The following is a 13,693-nucleotide window of genomic DNA, read 5'->3' on the forward strand; positions in this document are numbered from 1 at the left end:
CGGGAGGGGTTAGGGGTGGGCGCGAGCGTAGCGAGCTTCTGACTTAGCCGTTGCAAAACAGCGCAGATGCCGCGCCAGCCCACCCCCTAACCCCCTCCCGCCTGCGGGAGGGGGAATGTCCGATTACCACCCCATCCGTCAAAGCCGGACGGCATCGAACATCAGCTTCATCCCCGTCCTTGGCCGGATGGTCAGGCGGCTGATCGGTTCGGGCCTGAACCCGTCGGGCACCGACAGGCGGTAGCGGCGCAGGACGCTGGCGATCACCGTCATCACCTCCTGCTGTGCAAAGCCCGCGCCCACGCAGACCCGGGGGCCGCGGCCGAAGGGAAACCAGGCCTGGCGCACCATCTCCGCATTGGCGGGATCTTCGAAGCGTTCGGGCATGAAGCTGTGCGGACAGGCCCAGTTGTCCTTGTTGCGCTGCGTGAGCCAGGGGGCGACGACCAGCATCGCGCCTTCCTCAAGGCTCTTGTCGCGCATCGGCATCGGGCAGGTCACTTCGCGCGGGAAGAAGGCGACGGGCGGATAGAGGCGCAGCGTTTCGCGGAAGATGTTGCGGATCGCCCCCATGTCCTTGAGCATCGCGGCGGTGAGCGGCGCGTCCCCGGCGAGCTGCTGCACCTCCGTGCGGGCGGCGGTCTGGATATGGGCGCATTCCGCCAGCATGTAGAGCGCCCAGGTCATGGTGCTGGCGGACGTTTCATGGCCGGCGAGGAAGACGGTGGAAACCTGGTCCATCACCTGTTGCAGGGTGAAGGGGTCGCCGGTTTCGGGATGCTTCGCCTCGATCAGCGATTGGAGGATGTCCTTGTGCGGCGCCTCGCCGCGCTGGTGGAAGCCCTCATGGCGCGCTTCGACGATGGGACGGAAGACCTCATGGATCGCCTTTGCCGGGGCCAGCGAGCGTTTCTCGAACCAGCGCGCCGGAAAGCCGTAGAGGCGCAGCATCGAGGCGCTGTGGGCGAGCCGCTGGAAACGGCCGAAGGCGGTGTGGATGATGTTGGAGCGGCGCTCGTCCAGCGGCTCCGAGAAAAGCGTGCGGAAGATGATGTCGGCCGCCACATGGGTCATCATCGGGTCGATGTCGACCGGCTTGCCCTTGTCCGCCGCGTCGAGCCGGGCGAGCAGGTCGTCGGCCGCCGCCACCATCAGCGGCATGGAGCGGTTGAGCGCGGTGTGGGCGAAGGCGGGGTTCACCATGGCGCGCTGGCTTTCCCAATCCTCCCCATTGGCGGAGAAGACGCTGTTGCCGATCAGGGGGGACAGGTTGCGGACCAGTTCGCGATGTTTGGGATAGGCCGTGCCGCCGCGCAGGATCTGGTCCACCAGCGGCAGTTCGTTGGCGATGTACATGGTCTGGCCGGGCATGCGGATTTCGCCCAGCTTCATCGTGTAGCTCTTCTCGAACAGGACATGAATCCAACTATGCCAGCCCCGGAAGAAGCGCTTGACGAGGCCACGGCGGGTCCGCGGCGGTTCGGGATAGGGCGGGGTGAAGGGCTGCGTCATGGGATCGTCCTGAACTGCGCTATGGCTTCGTCGATGGTGCGGCGGCCGGCGGTGAGGCTGACATAGTCCACCGGCGACAGGCGGTCGCCCACGCGCAGATAGTCGAAATGCGCCTCATATTTGTTCGACCAGCCGCCATGATAGTTTTCCGGATCGTAGAAGAGGTGGAAGCGGGGCGAGAGCAGGTCGACGCGCGCCGCGCACCGATCCGAGACGAGGCGGATCGGATGGACGCCATGATAGGCCGCGCCATCGGGGGGAGCGGAGAAATCGACCAGGCGGAACGGCTTGTCGTCCAGCGCCTTGAGGTCGGCATGATACCAGCGCGCATCCTTGCGCAGGGCGATGACGGGAACGACCTGGCCCAGGGTGAGGACGGTGAAATTGTCGGGCAGCGGCCGGTCGCCGCGCAATTCCAGGATGCGGCGCAGCACGCTCATCGCATAGATGGTGCCGTTGCTGTGGGAGGCGAAGACGACCTCGTCCCAGGGGCCGTCCACCTCCCCCACGATGCGGGCGGCGAACTGGTCCAGGCGCTCGTCCATATCCGTACCGGGGCCTTGGGCGGCGACGCTGTGGTTGTAAACCATGAAACGGAGCAGCCAGGGCACGATCAGCTTGTTGAGCAGGCGGCCCGACAGAGCCACGCTGACGGCGATGCCGATCAGCGCGGCGGCCCAGAAGGGCATCAGCAGCGAAAGCGGCAGCGCGGGTATCAGCGCCAGCGCCAGTGGGATCAGCACCGCCAGCAGCGGCGGATAGAGGATGGTGATGACCGGCCCCGGACGCAGTTTCCGCATCCGCAGGAACTGCATGTGGCGGGCATGGGCGCCATATGTGGCGATGGAGCGCCACGCCAGCAGCAGCGGATTGCGTATCCATACCTTGCCGACCAGATCCTCCCAGCGGAGGAACTCATAATCGGTCTCGACCCCGGCGCCGTGGTTGGTGACGGTCCAACTGGCGGAAGAGGCCGGGCCGGAGCGGCGGGCGCTGACCTCCACCCGTTCGCCCGACAGGCGCGTGTAGGCTTCCGCCTGCTCGCGGTACATCTGGTGGTAGAAACGCACCCCGCGCGGATCGAAACCGCCAAGGTAGAAGACTTTACGCTTGAACTTTTCCATGGCCCCTGTCCACATCGGGCCATGACGACACCCGAACGCGATTACTGCTATTTCATAGACCACCGCAAATACAACCGAAACATCGGTTGCCGGCGTCACGACAATGCCTATGGCATCAACGGCGGCGGCAGCGAGCGGGACCGGTGGCGGGCGGACCTTGCCTTTTACCGGCACATGAAAGGGGAAGGCGATCCGATGGCGCTGCCCTCGCTGCTGGCCTGCCTCGTCTTCGGCTGGTTCTGCTGGAATTATCATCCCGGCAAGGGGCTTTGGCGCGGGCAGCTCTTGCGCCGCTTCGTCAAAGCGCCGAAGTGAACGCGATGATGACAGCCAAGCATGTTTCCATCGGGTCGGTTACCGTCGGCAACGACCTGCCCTTCGTCCTGATCTCCGGCCCCTGCCAGATCGAGAGCCGCGACCATGCGATGATGATGGCGGAAAAGCTATCCGGCCTTGCGGGACGTGCCGGGGTGCCGTTCATCTTCAAATCCTCCTTCGACAAGGCGAACCGGACCTCCGTATCGGGGCAGCGGGGCGTCGGGATCGATACGGGGCTGGCGATCCTGGCGGAGGTGAAGGCGGCGTTCGGCTGTCCGGTGCTGACCGACGTGCATGAGGCCGGGCAGGTGGAGGCGGCGGCGGAGGCTGTGGATATTCTCCAGATTCCCGCCTTTCTGTGCCGCCAGACCGATTTGCTGCTGGCGGCGGGGCGGACCGGCGCGGTGGTCAATGTGAAGAAGGGGCAGTTCCTGGCGCCGTGGGACATGGCGGCGGTGGCGCAGAAGGTCGCGTCGACCGGGAATGAGCGGATTTTGCTGACGGAGCGCGGGGCGAGTTTCGGTTACAACACGCTGGTCAGCGACATGCGGGCGCTGCCGGTGATGGCGCAGACGGGCTATCCGGTGGTGTTCGATGCCACCCATTCGGTGCAGCAGCCGGGCGGATTGGGATCGGCTTCCGGCGGTCAGCGGGAATTTGCGCCGGTGCTGGCGCGGAGCGCGGTGGCGGCGGGGGTCGCGGCGGTGTTTGCGGAGGCGCATGACGATCCGGACCATGCGCCTTCGGACGGGCCGGTGATGCTGCCGCTGGAGTGGGTCGGGCCGATGCTGGAGAAGCTGAAGGCGATCGATGGGGTGGTGAAGGGGTAAGCGCCACCCTCTCCATTTTGAGCACCACCCTCTCCCCGTTCGGGTTGAGCCTGTCGAAGCCCTTCGACAAGCTCAGGGCGAACGGAGGAGGGGTTTGGGCGTTACGGCCGGGTCTGCCCCGTTCCGCGCACCAGCCATTTATAGGTCGTCAGGCCTTCCAGCGCCACAGGGCCTCTGGCATGCAGTCGGCCAGTGGAGATACCGATCTCCGCGCCCAGCCCGAACTCGCCGCCGTCCGCGAACTGGGTGGAGGCGTTCCACATCACGATGGCGCTGTCGACCGCGTTCAGGAAGCGCTCGGCCTTTCCCGCGTCTTCGGTGATGATCGCGTCCGTATGATGGCTGGCATGGGCGGCGATATGGGCGAGCGCCTCGTCCAGCCCATCCACGATCCGCACAGAGACGATGGCGTCGAGATATTCGGTATCCCAATCCTCGTCCGACGCCGCCGTGACGCGGCTGTCCATCGCCTGCACGGCCTCGTCGCCGCGCACTTCGCATTGGGCGTCGAGCAACGCCTTCACGATGGCGGGCGCCTCAGCATAGGCCTTGTCGATCAGCACCGTCTCGGTCGCGCCGCAAATGCCGGTGCGGCGCATCTTGGCGTTCACCACCAGCTTTTGCGCCATGTCCGGATCGGCCGCGCCGTCGACATAGCTGTGGTTGATGCCGTCGAGATGGGCGAGGACGGGCACGCGCGCCTCTTCCTGCACGCGGGCGACCAGGCTCTTGCCGCCGCGGGGGACGATCAGGTCGATGAATTCCGACGCCTTCAGCAGCGCGCCCACGGCAGCGCGGTCCGTGGTGGGGACCAGTTGCACGGCATCGGCGGGCAGGCCGGCGGCGACGATCCCCTCGACCATCGCGGCGTGGATGGCGCGGTTGCTTTCCTTCGCCTCGCTGCCGCCGCGCAGGATCACGGCATTGCCGGCGCGCAGGCAGAGCGCGGCGGCGTCGGCGGTCACATTGGGGCGGCTTTCATAGATGATGCCGATGACGCCCAGCGGCACGCGGACGCGGCTCAACTCCATGCCGTTGGGGCGGACTTGCCTGTCGATCACGCTGCCCAGCGGATTGATGAGGGTCGCGACCTGATCCACGCCCGCCGCCGTCGCAAGGACGCGGTCCTCGTCCAGCTTCAGCCGGTCGAGCATGGCCGGCGACAGGCCGTTGGCGGCAGCGTTTTCCATGTCCCGGGCATTGGCGGCGATGATCCGCGGCGCCTGATCCCGTAGCGCCTGCGCGGCGCGGCGCAGCGCGTCGATCTTCTGCGCGTCGCTGGCGGTGGAAAGCTGGGCCGCTGCCGCGCGGGCGCGCGCGCCCATGGTCGCGATCAGCATTTCGGGGGTCTGGGTCAGGTCGTTCATGAACTATCTCGCCGTGTTTCGCGCCGGGCCTTATCATGAAAGCCGGCCGAAGCGAAACGATCGTTGCGGCAACCTTAGCCGGCAACCGGGCCATGGGTCGCAATATGGCCCGGCCGCCGGAGGCAGAAGGTCTGCCTATGCGGGGCGCGTAGCGACCGGCGCTGCATGGCGCATACCCCAAATGGGGTATAGACCTGCCGGACAGGAGAAAATCCCGGCAAAATGACGTAAATTCAACAGGAAGGCGGAAGGGTCAGGCCACCTGGGCCAGGATTTCCCGCTTCACCGCCGTAAACATCCGGCACGGTGGAATGTTGCGCCACTCCACCCGGTCGCCGATTTCGTCGAACAGCGGCGACAGCAGGCGGCGGACATAGCCGGAATATTGATAGACCAGAAATGCGCCGCCGGTCTTCAGCACCGAGCGGGTTTCGGCGCAGATCGCCTCCCCCACGCCGCCGGGCAGGGTCGAGAAGGGAATGCCCGACAGGACATAGTCCGCCTGGGCATAGCCGGCCTCCTTGATGAAGCGGCGGACATCGGCGGCCGAACCGTGGACGATGCGCAGCCGGGGGTCGTCGATCTCCGCCTCCAGATAGGCGACGAAGTCGAGATTGAGGTCGATCGCCAACAGGGTGGCGTCCGGATGCAGCCGGTCGAGAATGGGCCGCGTGAACGTCCCGACGCCCGGGCCATATTCCACGAACAGCCGGGTCCGTTGCCAGTCCACGCCCTCCAGCATGCTGTCGACCAGCATTTGCGAGGACGGGATGACCGATCCGATCATGCCGGGATGCTTGATGAACTGCCGGAGGAACATGCCCCATTGACCCAGGAAGGTGGAGGACGGTTTTCCGGAAACGGCCCGGTTCTTTTTCTTCAAAGGGATGGAGGCCATTCATTCTCGCCTGTCTGCCTTGCCTGTCCGACTCGCAAAAATCGCACGGGCATGCAAGCGCCTTCGCGGTGGAGGGACAAATAGGTCGGAGGGACCGGCATCATCAGGTCGTGCGCATGCGTTCCCGCGAAGGCGTTCAACAGGACAGGAGGCCTTTCGGGAACCCGGTTCAAACGGCGGAACCGGGTTCCCGCCTTCGCGGGAGCATGTCTCTTCATTCAGTCCTGGCGCGCGCCCGCAACATGCCGGGCGACACGAAGCCGATGGGATCGATCTGCATCACGCTCTGCTTCAGCGTTGCCTGGATCTGCTCATATTCCCGCTCCATTTCGGGCGTGACGGAGGCGCGGGTATCCTCCAGCGCGGCTTCGAAATGCGCCTGTGTGACCTTGTCGACCGACAGCGACTGGCGCAGCGCGACCAGGCCGGCGCGGCGGACCAGATCCTCCAGATCGGCCCCGGTGAACCGCTCCGTGCGCTCCGCCAGCGCATCCAGATCGACGTCCTCGGCAAGCGGCATCTTGCCCGTGTGAATGGACAGGATGCGCCTGCGCCCTGCCTGATCGGGCACGGGGACATAGATCAGCTCATCGAACCGGCCCGGCCGCAGCAGCGCCGGATCGATCAGCGTCGGGCGATTGGTCGCGCCGATGACGACGACGGACTGCAATTCCTCCAGCCCGTCCATCTCGGCCAGGATGGTGTTCACCACCCGCTCCGTCACCTGCGGTTCGCCAAGGCCGCCGCCGCGCGCCGGAACCAGGCTGTCCAGTTCATCGATGAAGATGACCGTCGGCGCCACCTGCCGCGCGCGGGCGAAGAGGCGGGCGATCTGCTGCTCGCTTTCCCCATACCATTTGCTGAGCAGGTCGGACGATTTGGTGGCGATGAAATTGGCCTGCGCTTCCCGCGCCACGGCCTTCGCCAGCAGCGTCTTGCCGGTGCCGGGCGGGCCGTAGAGCAGGAACCCCTTGGCCGGGCGGATGCCGATGCGGCGGAAGGCGTCCGGGTCCTTGAGCGGCAGTTCCACCCCTTCCTTGAGGCGCATCTGCGCTTCGTCCAGGCCGCCGATGTCGGCCCAGCCGATATTGGGCGCCTGCACCATCACCTCCCGCATGGCGGAGGGCTGGACGCGCTTGATCGCGGCCATGAAGTCGTCGCGCGCGACGGACAGTTCCTCCAGCACGTCAGGGGGGATCGTTCCCTCCTCCAGATTGAGCCGGGGCATGAAGCGGCGCACGGTCTCGATCGCCGCCTCGCGGGTCAGCGCCGCCAGATCCGCACCGACAAAGCCATAGGTCATGCGCGCCAGTTCGCCCAGATCAACGCCGTCGGCCAGCGGCATGCCGCGGGTGTGGATGCCCAATATCTCCCGCCGTCCGCGCTCGTCAGGCACGCCGACGATGATTTCCCGGTCGAAGCGGCCGGGGCGGCGCAGCGCCTCGTCTATCGCTTCCGGCCGGTTGGTGGCGGCGATGACGACCAGATTGGTGCGCGGTTCCAGCCCGTCCATCAGCGTCAGCAACTGGGCGACGAGGCGCTTTTCCGTCTCCCCGGTCACATTGCCGCGCTTGGGCGCGATGGAATCGATCTCGTCGATGAAGAGGATCGACGGCGCCGACTTGGCGGCCGCCTCGAAAATCTCGCGGAGCTGCTTTTCCGACTCGCCATAGGCCGAACCCATGATCTCCGGCCCGTTGATCAGGAAGAATTCCGCTTCCGATTCATTGGCGACGGCGCGGGCCAGCCGGGTCTTGCCGGTGCCCGGCGGGCCGTGGAGCAGCACGCCCTTGGGCGGGTCCACGCCCAGCCGCTCGAACAGTTCGGGATAGCGCAGCGGCAATTCCACCATTTCCCGCAGCTGGTCGATGGCTTCGGCCATGCCGCCGACATCGTCATAGGTGACGTCGGCGCGGCGGGATTCGCGGGGCTCCTCATATTCGGCGCGCAGTTCCACTTCCGTGTCGGCGTCGATATGGACGATGCCCTTGGGCACGGTCGATACCACGACCAGGCGGATTTCCTGCAAGGCATAGGCCGGGGCGGCCAGCATCTGGCGCAACTGGGGCGGCATGTCGCCGGGCGGCACCTGTTGCTGTCCCGCAGTTGCGACGACATCGCCAGAGGCGAGCGGCCGCTGGAAGAAAACGCGCTTCAGCGCCTCCGGATTGCCCTGCAACCGCAGATTATTTTGTGCAGGCGCGAAGACGACCCGCTGGGCAGGCCGGGGATCGACCTTCCGGATGATCACGAAGTCGCCCGATCCGACGCCCGCATTGGCCCGCTGAAGCCCGTCGAGGCGAAGGACATCCAGCCCCTCATCCTCCTTATAGGGCCGGACCACCCGTGCGGGGGTCGACCGCTTGCCCGCGATCTCCACCACATCGCCTTCCGCAAGGTGGAGTTCCGCCATGACCGCCAAAGGAAGGCGGGCGAGGCCGCGCCCCGCATCTTCGGGCCGCGCATTGGCCACCTGTATCCTGCGTCCTGCGGTTTCTTCTTCGGCCACTTCGCCTTCCCCGTTCTGTTCGCTGCGTAACGAGATAGGGAACGTCGCGGCTGAGGGAAAGGGGCCATGGCGAGCCCCGAAACGAATAAAAAAAGGGCCGGCCCGAAGGCCAGCCCGGAAAGTTTATAGGAGAGGATGCCTGAAAGGCCTTTCCTATGTGCAGTGCGGGATGTATTTTCGCAAGTGCGAAAAGAATCGAGGAGTTGCAATTTTTGCATCTTGCCAACTGCCCTTTTTTCCTGCTCAGTGGAATAAGGATGCTTGAAGCCGGTTTGCGCGCCGTTCCAGAAGAAGCAATGATGCGTCGCAGCGGACCGGCCAGATGAACATGACGGTTTATGCGTAGATTGCCGCCCCTTACGGCCCTGGAGGCCTTTGTTCAGGTCGCCCGCCTTGGATCGGTCAAGGCCGCGGCGGAGGAACTCGCGCTCTCGACGCCCGCGCTCAGCCGGCGGGTGCAGGCGCTGGAACGGTTCATCGGCCGGCCCCTGTTCGACCGCAAGCATCAGGCGCTGGAAATCAATGCCGACGGGCAGCGCCTGCTGGACGACATCGCGCCGGCGCTCGATTCGCTGAGCCAGGCGCTGGAGAATATCCAGAGCGGCGGAAACCAGTTGCGGCTGCGGCTGGCGGTCATGCCGCTGTTCGCGACGCAAAGGCTGTTCCCCCATCTGGGCGCCCTTCGGCAGCGGCATCCGCAGCTTCATATCGACATCGAGACCACCCCCTATGCCGTGGCGCGGCTGGGCGAAGGGCTGGACGCGGCGATCGTGCTGGCGAAGGACATCGATCCCGCGCTCTACGCCCATGAGCTGGACCATGACGAGGTCTATCTGATCGGGCGCAAGGCGTTGCTGGAGGCGCCCAATGCGCTGACCGCCCCGCAGGAGCTGGCCAATCATACGGTGCTGCTGCATCGCGACATGGCGCTCGCCTTCGAGGCGTGGAAGGAGGCGGTGCACCTGCCCGACCTGCAACCGCTGGCGATCGACAATTATGATTCCGGTCAGTTGATGCTGGAGGCGGCGGCGCAGGGGCTCGGCATCGCCGTGATGCACGCCAGCCACTATAATGAAGCGCAGGATTCCCGGCTGGTCCGGCTGTTTCCGGAAAATCGGGTCGAAAGCCCCTATCGCTATTTCTTCGTCTGCCGGCCGCGCGCGCTGCAGACCCGGGCGGTGCGGATTTTCCGCGACTGGCTGATCGGCGCGGACATATAATCGAGGACGATCAACGCCTTGCGCCTTTTCGCTTGGCATGTCCTTAACCTTGTTTATCGCCGGTCGTTCTAGCGGACATGACTGGGGCATCATCTTCCGCAAACGCGCAACATGGTCTGACCGACCGCCTGGCCCGCTGGGCCAGAGGTCTGTCAGGCAAGACCGACGACGAGGCCATGGACGAGCCGGAGCAGCCGCAACGCGCCCGGCACGGCAGCGCTTCCAGCCGGGAAATCGTCCAGCGGCGCAAGCTGTACGAGGACATAGGCGATTTCCTGTTCGCCCATGACCTGGACCTGACGCCGCTCAATTTCGGCGTCGCCCATGATTATCTGACCGGATCGCATATTGGCGTGGAAAAGGCCGTGAAAGCGGTGCTGGCCGAACGCGGCAAGATCACCAATGGCTGGGTCGAGAATGTCGCCGCCGAACAGCGCAACGACGAGGTCACGCCCGAAGCGCTTGCCTCGATGCTCGACAAGGTCGAGGAGAATCTGTCGCAATTCACCGGGCTGATGACCGAATCGCGCAATTCAGCCAAGGATTATGGCGCGGCGTTGCAGGAAGAGGTGAAGGGCCTGGCCGCCGGTTCCGACAACCAGCCGGTGCTGGCGCGCCTGGTGGCGCTGACCCGATCCATGGTGGAAAAGACCCGGCAGGTCGAAAGCCAGCTTCGCGACAATCAGAAGCAGACGCAGCTTCTGAAATCCAATCTGGAAAGCGCGCGCCGCGCCGCCGAGCACGACCATCTGACCGGCCTGCCCAATCGCCGCGCCTTCGAAGGCACGCTGCGCGAGGAACTGGCGCAGGCGCAGAAGGAAGGGCAGCAACTGGCCGTCGCCTTTTGCGACATCGATCATTTCAAGCTGATCAACGATACCCATGGCCATGATACCGGCGACCGGGTGCTGAAATTCGTGGCGGGATTGCTGTCCAAGGTCAGCAACGACCAATGCCATGTCGCGCGCCATGGCGGCGAGGAATTCGTCATGCTGTTCCGGGGCAAGACCGCCGCCGAGGCATGCGAAGCGGTGGACAGCGTGCGGCAGGACCTGTCCACCCGCAGCCTGGTCAACCGGGCCAATGGCGAACGGATGGAGCGGGTCAGCTTTTCCGCCGGGGTCGCCAATGTGCTGGCCTATGAAGACCCGCGCGCTGCGCTGAAGGCGGCGGACCGCGCGCTCTACCTGGCCAAGGAGCATGGCCGGAACCGGGTATATCTGGCCGCGGAGCTGGATTGACCCCCACCTCACCCTCCTGCAAGCGGGGGTCGGAGGGCGGGCTGGCGCGACATCGGCGGCGGTTCTCTACCTCTAGGCTGGAAGCTCGCTGCGCTCGCGCCCACCCCTGACCCCTCCCGCTTGCGGGAGGGGAATGTCCGTATTAAAAATCCGGCTTTTCATAATGGGGCGGCGGGGTGATCACCTCCATCCGCTCCGACAGAAGGGGCCGGAAGGAAGGGCGCGACTTGAAGCCCGCATACCAGCGCTTCACCGTCTCATGCCCGGCCCAGTCGATGCCGCCCAGATAATCCGCCACCGAAAGATGCGCGGCGGCGGCGATGTCCGCCAGGCTCAGCGTTCCACCCGCCATCCAGGCGCGATGGTCGAGCAGATAGTCCATGTAATCCATATGGACATTGGCGCGCTTCATCGCTTCCCGCAGCACGCGGGCATCGGGCGGCGCGCGCTCTATCAGGCGCTTCTTCATCCGTTCATGCAGGAGCGGGCCGACGACGTCGCCGTAGAAATTCTGGTCGAAGAAGGCGGTCAGCCGCCGCACCTCCGCCCGGCCCGCGGCGGTGCCGGAGATCAGCGGGAATTTCTCCACCGTCTCCTCGAAATATTCGCAGATCGCCTGGCTGTCGATCAGGGTCACGCCCTTTTCCTGATCCACCATCACCGGCGTCGTGCCGGCGGGATTGAGATCGAGGAACTCGTCGCGCGCTTCCCAGGGCGATTCGCGCACCAGGTCGTAGCCCACGCCCTTTTCACCGAGCAGCAGACGGACCTTGCGCGAGAATGGACAGAGCGGAAATTGGAAAAGTTGCCACATATTCCCTTCCTGTTAGGCCGAGCCGGCTCATGCGAAAAGCGGCAAATGGCATGATCCTGCTTAAATCCGGTGCGACATGAGCGGAAACTGTGGCCGGGGCAGAACGATCCTGTCTTCCTGTCGCCGCGGCTTGGTTCTAGGAGGACGCCAAGCGATGGTTTCGTGAAGGAAAGGATGCTGCATGTCTGACGATTTTTTCCCGGTTCCTGCCGAATGGGCGTCTTCCGCCCTGTTCGACCGGGACGGACGGGCGGCGGACTATCGACGGTCCATCGATGCCGCCGACGCCTATTGGCTGGAGCAGGCGAAGCGGCTGGATTGGGTGAACTTTCCCACGAAAACCAATGAGAGCAGCTTCCACGAAGCCGATTTCGGGGTGAAATGGTTTGCCGACGGCGTGCTGAACGTCAGCGTCAACTGCATCGACCGGCATCTGGCCGAACGCGGCGACCAGACCGCGATCATCTGGGAACCGGATTCGCCGGATGCGCAGCCGCGCCGCTACACCTATGCCGAGGTGCATGAGGAGGTCTGCCGCTTCGCCAATGTGCTGAAGGCCGCAGGGGCGAAGAAGGGCGAGCGGATCACCGTCTATATGCCGATGATCCCCGAAGCCGCCTTCGCCCTGCTCGCCTGCGCGCGGATCGGCGCGATCCACAGCGTCGTATTCGGCGGTTTTTCGCCGGAGGCGCTGGCGGGACGGATCATCGACTGCGATTCCACGCTGGTGATCACCGCCGACGAGGGGTGCCGCGCGGGCAGACAGGTGCCGCTCAAGACCAATGTCGACGCGGCGCTGAAATTATGCACCAGCGTCCGCAAGGTGATCGTCGTCCAGGCGACCGGTGGGGCTGTCGCCATGGCCGAGGACCGCGACCTGTGGCTGCATGAGGAAGCGGCCAAGGTTTCCGCCGATTGCCCCGCCGAGCCGATGAACGCGGAAGATCCGCTGTTCATCCTCTACACGTCGGGTTCGACGGGCAAGCCCAAGGGCGTGCTGCACACGACCGGCGGCTATCTGCTCTGGGCCAGCCTGACCCATGAGCTGTGCTTCGACTACCGGCCCGGCGACATCTATTGGTGCGCGGCGGACATCGGCTGGGTCACGGGACACAGCTATATCGTCTATGGCCCGCTGGCGAACGGGGCGACGACGCTGATCTATGAGGGCGTGCCCAACTATCCGACGCCCAGCCGCATATGGGAGGTCGTGGACCGGCATCAGGTGCAGACCATCTTCACCGCGCCCACGGCGCTGCGCGCGCTGATGAAGGAGGGGGACGAGTTCGTGCATTCGACCAGCCGCCAGTCGCTGCGCCTGCTGGGCACGGTGGGCGAGCCGATCAATCCGGAGGCCTGGCGCTGGTACCATCATGTCGTGGGCGAGGATCGCTGCCCGATCATCGACACCTGGTGGCAGACCGAGACGGGCGGAGCGATGATCGCGCCGATGCCGGGCGCGACGGACCTGAAGCCCGGTTCCGCGACGCTGCCGATGCCGGGCGTGGTGCCGCAGATCGTCGATGCGGAGGGCCATGTGCTGGACGGCGCGGCCGAGGGCAATCTGGTCATCGCGCAAAGCTGGCCGGGCCAGATGCGCACCGTCTGGGGCGATCATGAGCGTTTTTTCCAGACCTATTTCACGACCTTTCCCGGCAAATATACGACCGGCGACGGGGCGCGGCGGGACGAGGACGGCTATTACTGGATCACGGGGCGCGTCGACGACGTGATCAATGTGTCGGGCCATCGCATGGGCACGGCGGAGGTGGAAAGCGCGCTGGTGCTGCACGAGGCGGTGGCGGAGGCGGCGGTGGTGGGCTTCCCGCACGACATAAAGGGACAGGGCATCTACGCCTA

General features: G+C 65.3%; 11 protein-coding genes. 5 read left to right on the forward strand and 6 right to left on the reverse strand.

Features of this window, described 5'->3' with window-relative positions:
• Positions 1–138 precede the first annotated feature (138 nt).
• Entirely contained in the window at positions 139–1,512 is a 1,374-nt protein-coding gene (locus tag A8G00_RS22715) for a cytochrome P450 (protein WP_061938250.1), read from the reverse strand.
• The gene (locus tag A8G00_RS22720) at positions 1,509–2,636 is read right to left on the reverse strand and encodes a hypothetical protein (RefSeq protein ID WP_099185395.1); all 1,128 of its coding nucleotides are present in this window, start codon (positions 2,634–2,636) and stop codon (positions 1,509–1,511) included. The genes A8G00_RS22715 and A8G00_RS22720 overlap by 4 nt, the downstream gene beginning before the upstream one ends.
• A 21-nt stretch (positions 2,637–2,657) precedes the next feature.
• On the opposite strand from A8G00_RS22720, the gene A8G00_RS22725 reads away from it, so the two are divergent.
• Both A8G00_RS22725 and kdsA read left to right on the forward strand, forming a co-directional pair.
• Positions 2,658–2,951: a hypothetical protein gene (locus A8G00_RS22725; protein ID WP_025551496.1), complete on the forward strand. Its 294-nt coding sequence runs from the start codon at positions 2,658–2,660 to the stop codon at positions 2,949–2,951.
• A gap of 5 nt (positions 2,952–2,956) precedes the next feature.
• Positions 2,957–3,784 (forward strand): 3-deoxy-8-phosphooctulonate synthase, encoded by an 828-nt coding sequence (gene kdsA, locus A8G00_RS22730; protein ID WP_099185598.1) that lies wholly within the window; start codon positions 2,957–2,959, stop codon positions 3,782–3,784.
• Positions 3,785–3,885: 101 nt separating this feature from the next.
• Here the strand turns inward: kdsA and A8G00_RS22735 are convergent, their stop codons facing one another.
• The 3 genes from A8G00_RS22735 to A8G00_RS22745 all read right to left on the reverse strand — a co-directional run bounded on the left by A8G00_RS22735 (position 3,886) and on the right by A8G00_RS22745 (position 8,558).
• Positions 3,886–5,151, reverse strand: a complete 1,266-nt coding sequence (locus tag A8G00_RS22735) for a glutamate-5-semialdehyde dehydrogenase (RefSeq protein WP_103001765.1) — start codon at positions 5,149–5,151, stop codon at positions 3,886–3,888.
• 253 nt (positions 5,152–5,404) lie between these two features.
• The gene (locus A8G00_RS22740; RefSeq protein ID WP_044660396.1) at positions 5,405–6,049 is read right to left on the reverse strand and encodes a class I SAM-dependent methyltransferase; all 645 of its coding nucleotides are present in this window, start codon (positions 6,047–6,049) and stop codon (positions 5,405–5,407) included.
• Between the two features lie 214 nt (positions 6,050–6,263).
• The gene (locus A8G00_RS22745) at positions 6,264–8,558 is read right to left on the reverse strand and encodes a CDC48 family AAA ATPase (protein WP_025551488.1); all 2,295 of its coding nucleotides are present in this window, start codon (positions 8,556–8,558) and stop codon (positions 6,264–6,266) included.
• 338 nt (positions 8,559–8,896) lie between these two features.
• On the opposite strand from A8G00_RS22745, the gene A8G00_RS22750 reads away from it, so the two are divergent.
• The gene (locus A8G00_RS22750; protein WP_025551486.1) at positions 8,897–9,778 is read left to right on the forward strand and encodes a LysR substrate-binding domain-containing protein; all 882 of its coding nucleotides are present in this window, start codon (positions 8,897–8,899) and stop codon (positions 9,776–9,778) included.
• Between the two features lie 77 nt (positions 9,779–9,855).
• Positions 9,856–11,019, forward strand: a complete 1,164-nt coding sequence (locus A8G00_RS22755; protein WP_025551484.1) for a diguanylate cyclase — start codon at positions 9,856–9,858, stop codon at positions 11,017–11,019.
• Positions 11,020–11,161: 142 nt separating this feature from the next.
• Here A8G00_RS22755 and A8G00_RS22760 read toward each other — a convergent pair whose 3' ends face one another.
• On the reverse strand, positions 11,162–11,833 hold the full coding sequence (locus A8G00_RS22760; RefSeq protein WP_025551482.1) for a glutathione S-transferase family protein: 672 nt from the start codon (positions 11,831–11,833) through the stop codon (positions 11,162–11,164).
• Between the two features lie 181 nt (positions 11,834–12,014).
• On the opposite strand from A8G00_RS22760, the gene acs reads away from it, so the two are divergent.
• Positions 12,015–13,693: acetate--CoA ligase (gene acs, locus A8G00_RS22765; protein ID WP_103001766.1), on the forward strand; the 1,679-nt coding region annotated here is incomplete at its 3' end.

It is taken from the genome of Sphingobium sp. SA916 (assembly GCF_002894065.1).
Classification (GTDB): domain Bacteria; phylum Pseudomonadota; class Alphaproteobacteria; order Sphingomonadales; family Sphingomonadaceae; genus Sphingobium; species Sphingobium fuliginis.

Excerpts from the sequence above, each read along its gene's own strand:
- A8G00_RS22715 (WP_061938250.1), bottom strand. The coding sequence starts at position 1,512 with ATGACGCAGCCCTTCACCCCGCCCTATCCCGAACCGCCGCGGACCCGC.
- A8G00_RS22720 (WP_099185395.1), bottom strand. The coding sequence starts at position 2,636 with ATGGAAAAGTTCAAGCGTAAAGTCTTCTACCTTGGCGGTTTCGATCCG.
- A8G00_RS22725 (WP_025551496.1), top strand. The coding sequence starts at position 2,658 with ATGACGACACCCGAACGCGATTACTGCTATTTCATAGACCACCGCAAA.
- kdsA (WP_099185598.1), top strand. The coding sequence starts at position 2,957 with ATGATGACAGCCAAGCATGTTTCCATCGGGTCGGTTACCGTCGGCAAC.
- A8G00_RS22735 (WP_103001765.1), bottom strand. The coding sequence starts at position 5,151 with ATGAACGACCTGACCCAGACCCCCGAAATGCTGATCGCGACCATGGGC.
- A8G00_RS22740 (WP_044660396.1), bottom strand. The coding sequence starts at position 6,049 with ATGGCCTCCATCCCTTTGAAGAAAAAGAACCGGGCCGTTTCCGGAAAA.
- A8G00_RS22750 (WP_025551486.1), top strand. The coding sequence starts at position 8,897 with ATGCGTAGATTGCCGCCCCTTACGGCCCTGGAGGCCTTTGTTCAGGTC.
- A8G00_RS22755 (WP_025551484.1), top strand. The coding sequence starts at position 9,856 with ATGACTGGGGCATCATCTTCCGCAAACGCGCAACATGGTCTGACCGAC.
- A8G00_RS22760 (WP_025551482.1), bottom strand. The coding sequence starts at position 11,833 with ATGTGGCAACTTTTCCAATTTCCGCTCTGTCCATTCTCGCGCAAGGTC.